A 6,005-nucleotide genomic window follows, 5' to 3' on the forward strand; every position below is an offset into this window, starting at 1 on the left:
CACGCTGGCGGGCAAGCCGTGTACAGGGAAAGGAACCTGTCCGGCTTTTTTGTCAATGTCTGAGAGACTATCATTTTATTATTGACCTTGTTATATTATCTAATAGAGTTAGGTTGTATTCTATTGTAAATGACGCATCAAAGGTGATATGAGGTGAAAACAAGAACGATGCTGAGAATGTCTATTCGGTTTGCTGCAATCCTCGCAGTATTAACCTTATTATGGCCTGCGACTATGGGTCATGCCGCTTCTAATCTATTGAAAAATGCTGGCTTCGAGCAGGTCACATCGGGCGCTCCGGATGAATGGAGCTATGCCGCATGGCTGCAGGAGGAGCATGTTACAACATATGCCATAACGAATAAGGAAGCTCATACCGGTAGTTATTCTGCAGTGATTCATAATGTGGAAGCCAATCATTCCAGGTGGACGCAGACGATCAGGGTTAAACCCAATTCCGTGTACAAGATCTCCGGGTATATCAAGGCAGAGCAGATCGGAGCAGGGGCCATTGGCGCGCATTTCTTTGTGGATGGGATTGCCGCTGCGTACCCGGAGGTGGGGGATACAGGCGGCAAATGGGACTATATACAATTTTACGGAAGGACCGGTGACGATCAGGATCGTATCACCTTCGGGGCCAGCCTAGGCGGCTACGGGAGTATAAATACAGGAATGGCATACTTCGATGACGTAAGTGTAGAGAAGCTGCAGAAGGCGCCGGCCGGTGCCGAGGTATTCAGCTTAAGCTCGGCGGGATTAAGCGATTCTTCAGAAGAGGAAGCGGCTGCTGGCGGCTCTATTTTGCCTTTATTGTTGTTTGCCATTCTATTCAGTGTGTTCTTTGCCCTTATTTACAACAAGCTGCTGCGAGGTCGAAGCCTATTAGAATCCAAGCAGCAGTTAGGTCAGCTGCTGTTGGCGGCGGTTTTCATGATCGCGCTGGCGATTCGCGTTGGGATTGCCGTCGCTAATCCCGGCTATGTGAATGATATTGCGTTGTTTATGGCTTGGGCGGAGCATGCGTCGACGAACGGGATTTCCGGTTTTTACAATTCGGGCATGTTTGTTGATTATCCGCCTGGCTACATTTATGTTTTGTACTTGCTTGGATTAATGAAAAATTTATTCGCGCTGGATGCTTCATCCGGTGCAGCGTTACTATTGTTCAAAATGCCGGCCATCGCTGCGGATTTGGCAGCAGCCTACCTCGTATACCGCTTGTCTATTAAGAAGGCGGGCTGCTCCGTATCGCTTGGGCTGGCGCTGTTGTATCTGTACAATCCTGCCGTGATCGCAGATTCCGCGGCATGGGGACAAGTTGATTCGGTATTTGCACTCGTTTTGGTGCTGGCTATTTATAGTCTAACGGACAATAAAATAGAGCGCGCCTCGATCTGGTACGCGATTTCGGCGTTAATTAAACCTCAAGCGTTCATATTTATGCCTGTGCTGCTGCTTTGGTTTGTCTATCGAAGAGCATGGAAGCAAATACCGGTTAGCGCGTTTTACGGGCTTACGACGTTTATTTTGCTCGCATTGCCTTTCTTCTGGGGTCACGGCGGATTGGGCGCGCTTGTTGAGCTTTATCAGAGCACCTTATCCTCCTACCCTTATGCAACGCTAAATGCTTTTAATCTTTATGCGCTTAGTGATGCGAATTGGAAGCCGATAGCCGATACCTGGCTGTTCTTTTCATTTAAAACATGGGGCAATTTATTTATTTTAGCAGCGGTGGCGCTTACAGCCTATTTAGCATTGAAGAAACCTAACGGCAGCGAATCGAATCGCTCGTTTTATTTGGCAATGGTATTGATCGCGATTGTGTTCATTGGCGTTACAAAAATGCATGAGCGTTATTTGTTTCCCATTTTGCTGCTCGCAATAATGAGCTTTATCCAATCTCTGGATCGTAGAATGCTTTTCGTTTATTTGGGATTCAGTATAACGAGCTTCATCAATATCGCCTATGTGCTGGACTTCAGCAGAGTGACGACAAATATTCCTTTTAATGGAATTGTGCTGTTATGCTCTGTAGCAAATACTGGACTGCTGCTTTATTTGGTTTATATCGGATATGATATCTATATACGCGGCAAAGTGAAGCTAATCGAACCAATAAATGAGCAGAATCAATTGAAAATGGATGAGGAAGCCTTGTCTGAATATAAAGCAGACTCACCGTCCAGTATTCGTCAGTCAGATAAGAGGCTGGAGCACAAGGATTGGATATGGATGGGAGCTGTAACGCTTATCTATGCGGCAGTCGCTCTGTATCAGCTGGGCGATTTGAAGGGGCCGGAAACAGCGTGGCAGCCGGCATCGGCTTCCCAAAGCTTCTACGTCGATCTTGGTGAGGTGAAGCAGCTTGACCGCATCAACAGCTTCGGCGGTGTCGGCACCGGAAAATACAAATATGAATTTAGTCAAAATGGCTCCGATTGGGACAACCTGATCGAAATCGACAGCAGCCATGTGGCTGTATTGATGTGGAACAGTCAGCCGTCTGCGCTCCAAGCGCGTTATGTGAAGCTGACTGCGCTGAAAGCGGGTTTTTCCATGCATGAGCTTGCGATCTATGAACAGGGCAACAAAACGCCGCTGCCGATTGTTGATATCCATGAAGAGCTAGCATTGGATGCGAAGAGGGGAAGCGTATCGTTGTTGTTCGATGAGCAAGAGAAGGCGCAATATGATGCGACCTTTATGAACGGGTCATACTTCGATGAGATCTATCATGCGCGTACAGCCTATGAGCATTTGGAGCATATCGTTGCTTATGAGAACACGCATCCGCCGCTCGGTAAAATCATCATTGCAATAGGCATCAAACTGTTCGGGCTTAATCCGTTCGGTTGGCGGATCGCGGGAACGTTATTCGGCATTGCCATGCTGCCTCTAATATATCTATTCGCGAGAAGATTGTTTGGAAGCAGTGTGTATGCAGGCATGGCCATGATCTTGTTCGCAGCAGATTTTATGCACTTTACGCAGACGCGAATCGCAACGATCGACGTCTATGGCGTTTTTTTCATCATGCTTATGTTTTATTTTATGCATAAATATAATGCATTGAGCTTTTACCGAGTAAAGCTTGGGGTTACGTTCGTTCCGCTGTTTCTGGCAGGCTTATTTTTTGGAATCGGCGTGGCGTCCAAATGGATTGTCCTGTACGGCGGCGCAGGCCTTGCGGTCATGCTTGGACTCTCACTCTTTGACCGCCATAGGCAGTATGCCGCTGCGAAGCGGGTGCTTAGAAAGAGCGGGAAGCAGGAACAGTTATTCCATAAAGAGAAGCTGGAGTATATCATAAAGGTATTTCCGCGCAATATGATCCTTACGCTGGCCATTTGTCTGGTGTTCTACATCGTAGTGCCTCTTATCATTTACGCTTTATCCTACATTCCTGTGCTTTCGGTGATGAATGACGGCTATACGCTGAAGAGTTTTATTGATTATCAGAAGCATATGTTCAGCTATCACAGCAATCTCGTATCGACGCATCCGTTTTCCTCCTTCTGGTGGGAGTGGCCGTTCATAAAGCGACCGGTATGGTACTATTCCGGCGACAATATGGCGGATGGGCTCAAATCAACCATTGTGGCCATGGGTAATCCGCTTATTTGGTGGGCAGGCATCTTCGCTATGCTTGCTATGATTTGGATTAGCTTGAAGCGCAGAGACAAAGCGGTATATACGATTTGGATCGCCTTTCTGGCGCAATATGTCCCCTGGATGCTCGTTCCTCGGCTTACGTTTCTTTATCATTATTTTGCCATGGTTCCGTTCATGATTCTCAGCCTGGTATATATGTTTAAAATGATGGAAGAGAAGAATCCGGATTTCAAAATGTGGCGGAATTTGTTTGTGGCTGCAGCCATCTTACTTTTCATCATGTTTTATCCTGCGTTATCGGGTATGACCGTTAACAGCTGGTATGTGGAGAAGGTGCTTCGCTGGTTCCCGAGCTGGTTGTTCTAATGAAATCTCATTCATATGAAGGGTGTGAAGTCAAGGTGAAGCAATCAGCTGTCAAGTATAGCGTAATCGTACCAATGTACAATGAGCAAGAGGTCATCGAGCATACGTATGACCGTCTGAAGCAGGTAATGGATTGTACGGACGAACCGTACGAGCTTATTTTCGTTAATGACGGCAGTAAGGATCGGACCGTGGAGCTCATCACGATGATCTGCGACTTTGACCCGAACATCCGGCTAATCAACTTCTCACGAAATTTCGGGCATCAAATTGCGATATCGGCAGGTATGGATTACGCGCAGGGAGATGCAATTATCGTCATTGATGCCGATCTTCAGGATCCGCCAGAGATTATTATACAGATGATCGAAAAGTGGAAGCAGGGCTACGAGGTCGTTTACGGTAAACGGCTGAAACGCAAGGGCGAGACGGTATTCAAGCGTGTGACCGCCAAAATCTTTTACCGCACGCTGCGTAGCTTAACGAATGTGGACATACCGGTCGATACCGGAGATTTTCGGTTAATCGATCGCAAGGTATGCGATGTGCTGCGAGGCTTGAAGGAGAAAAATCGTTTTGTTCGAGGCTTGGTCAGCTGGATCGGCTTCCGGCAAACGATGGTCGAATATGAACGGGAGGAGCGATTCGCCGGCGAGACCAAATATCCGCTTAGGAAAATGATATCATTCGCGCTGGATGGGATTACCTCCTTCTCGTATAAGCCGCTTAGAATTGCCAGCTATGCGGGCTTTACTCTTTCTTTGGGCAGCTTTGTCTACTTGATTGTTGTTATATTTCAAAAGCTCTTTACCGGCAGCACCGTTGCCGGATGGGCATCAATATTGGCGGTAATGCTGTTGTTTAACGGGATTATTCTTATGCTGCTAGGCCTAATTGGCGAATATATCGGCCGAATATATGAGGAGTCGAAAAACAGACCGTTATACATTGTGCGTGAGGTACGGGGCTACTCTAACGGGAAGACAAGCGGAGGGCTGGACAATCATGATTCAGAGCGAGTGAAGGAGTATGTCTAAAGCTGCTCGAAAAAGGCTTGCTGCACAATTCGTAAAGTTTAATTTGATCGGCCTGGTGAATACAGCGATCGATTTTGTATTATTTACGCTGCTTGTAGCGTTTGGCGTTTATTATTTGCTGGCTCAAATCATTGCTTATGGCGCGGGTATGGCTAACAGCTTTTTGCTTAATAACCGATATACATTTGAAAGAGACGAAGCACTCGTTCCAAGTAAATCGAATTGGAACAAGAGCGTGCGTTTTATGATCTGGAATGGGCTCGTACTTCTTGTTTCGTTGCTGCTGCTTGCTGCCTTGACATCGCTTGTAGGTTTAGATGAAAAGCTGGCGAAGGGAATAGTCACGATCCTAACTGTCGGCATAAACTTTTATGGAAGCAAAAAATGGGTGTTCGTTCAGCAGACTGGCTGACGTTCGCAAACTGTTCAATCGTCGAGCCATCGGATGTCATACACCGCTTAATCATTCATGCGAAGCTATAAACGCGTCAGAGCCCATTTTATCTACATACAGCACCATTGATATCGCCCCTTCATACTATAATTTGACTGTATCCCTTAACCTTGTTAAACCATAAAAACCCGCGCAAGGAGGGGTGACAAATTTTGAAGGGAAGCGACCACAAGAGCAAGTTTTTATTGACGCATCGTGAACGCGAGGTTTTCGAACTGCTGGTACAGGATAAAACAACCAGGGATATTGCACAGCAGCTGTTCATCAGCGAGAAAACCGTCCGCAACCATATCTCCAATGTAATGTGTTTTGAAATACGAACACCTCGATCCAACTGATTTCATTGGGAAGGCAATCTAATTGAACTGATTGTGGCAACACATTACGTTATCGGGAAACGATAGTGCAATACTTACATCACGAGGCTGCCGCGGAATGAACGGCAGCCTCCATTACTTTAACGGGTATTTAACAGCTGGGAGGTACAGTTTTACAGTGCTACAACAAGATATTGTTAATTTGATTAGAGATGA

4 protein-coding genes are annotated in these 6,005 nt (G+C 46.4%); all 4 read left to right on the forward strand.

The window, feature by feature from the left end; genetic code table 11:
- The first annotated feature begins 153 nt into the window (after positions 1–153).
- The 4 genes from ACO9K6_RS18610 to ACO9K6_RS18625 all read left to right on the forward strand — a co-directional run bounded on the left by ACO9K6_RS18610 (position 154) and on the right by ACO9K6_RS18625 (position 5,810).
- On the forward strand, positions 154–3,981 hold the full coding sequence (locus ACO9K6_RS18610) for a glycosyltransferase family 39 protein (protein ID WP_424769053.1): 3,828 nt from the start codon (positions 154–156) through the stop codon (positions 3,979–3,981).
- Positions 3,982–4,016: 35 nt separating this feature from the next.
- Positions 4,017–5,018 carry a glycosyltransferase family 2 protein gene (locus ACO9K6_RS18615; RefSeq protein WP_424769054.1) on the forward strand — a complete coding sequence of 334 codons (1,002 nt, stop codon included), beginning with the start codon at positions 4,017–4,019 and terminating at the stop codon, positions 5,016–5,018.
- A complete protein-coding gene (locus tag ACO9K6_RS18620; protein ID WP_424769055.1) occupies positions 5,011–5,430 on the forward strand; it encodes a GtrA family protein in 420 nt (139 codons plus the stop codon). Before ACO9K6_RS18615 ends, ACO9K6_RS18620 begins: the two co-directional genes overlap by 8 nt.
- Before the next feature lie 194 nt (positions 5,431–5,624).
- Positions 5,625–5,810: a LuxR C-terminal-related transcriptional regulator gene (locus tag ACO9K6_RS18625; RefSeq protein ID WP_424769056.1), complete on the forward strand. Its 186-nt coding sequence runs from the start codon at positions 5,625–5,627 to the stop codon at positions 5,808–5,810.
- Positions 5,811–6,005: the final 195 nt, after the last annotated feature.

It is taken from the genome of Paenibacillus praedii, from assembly GCF_049725345.1.
GTDB lineage: Bacteria > Bacillota > Bacilli > Paenibacillales > Paenibacillaceae > Pristimantibacillus.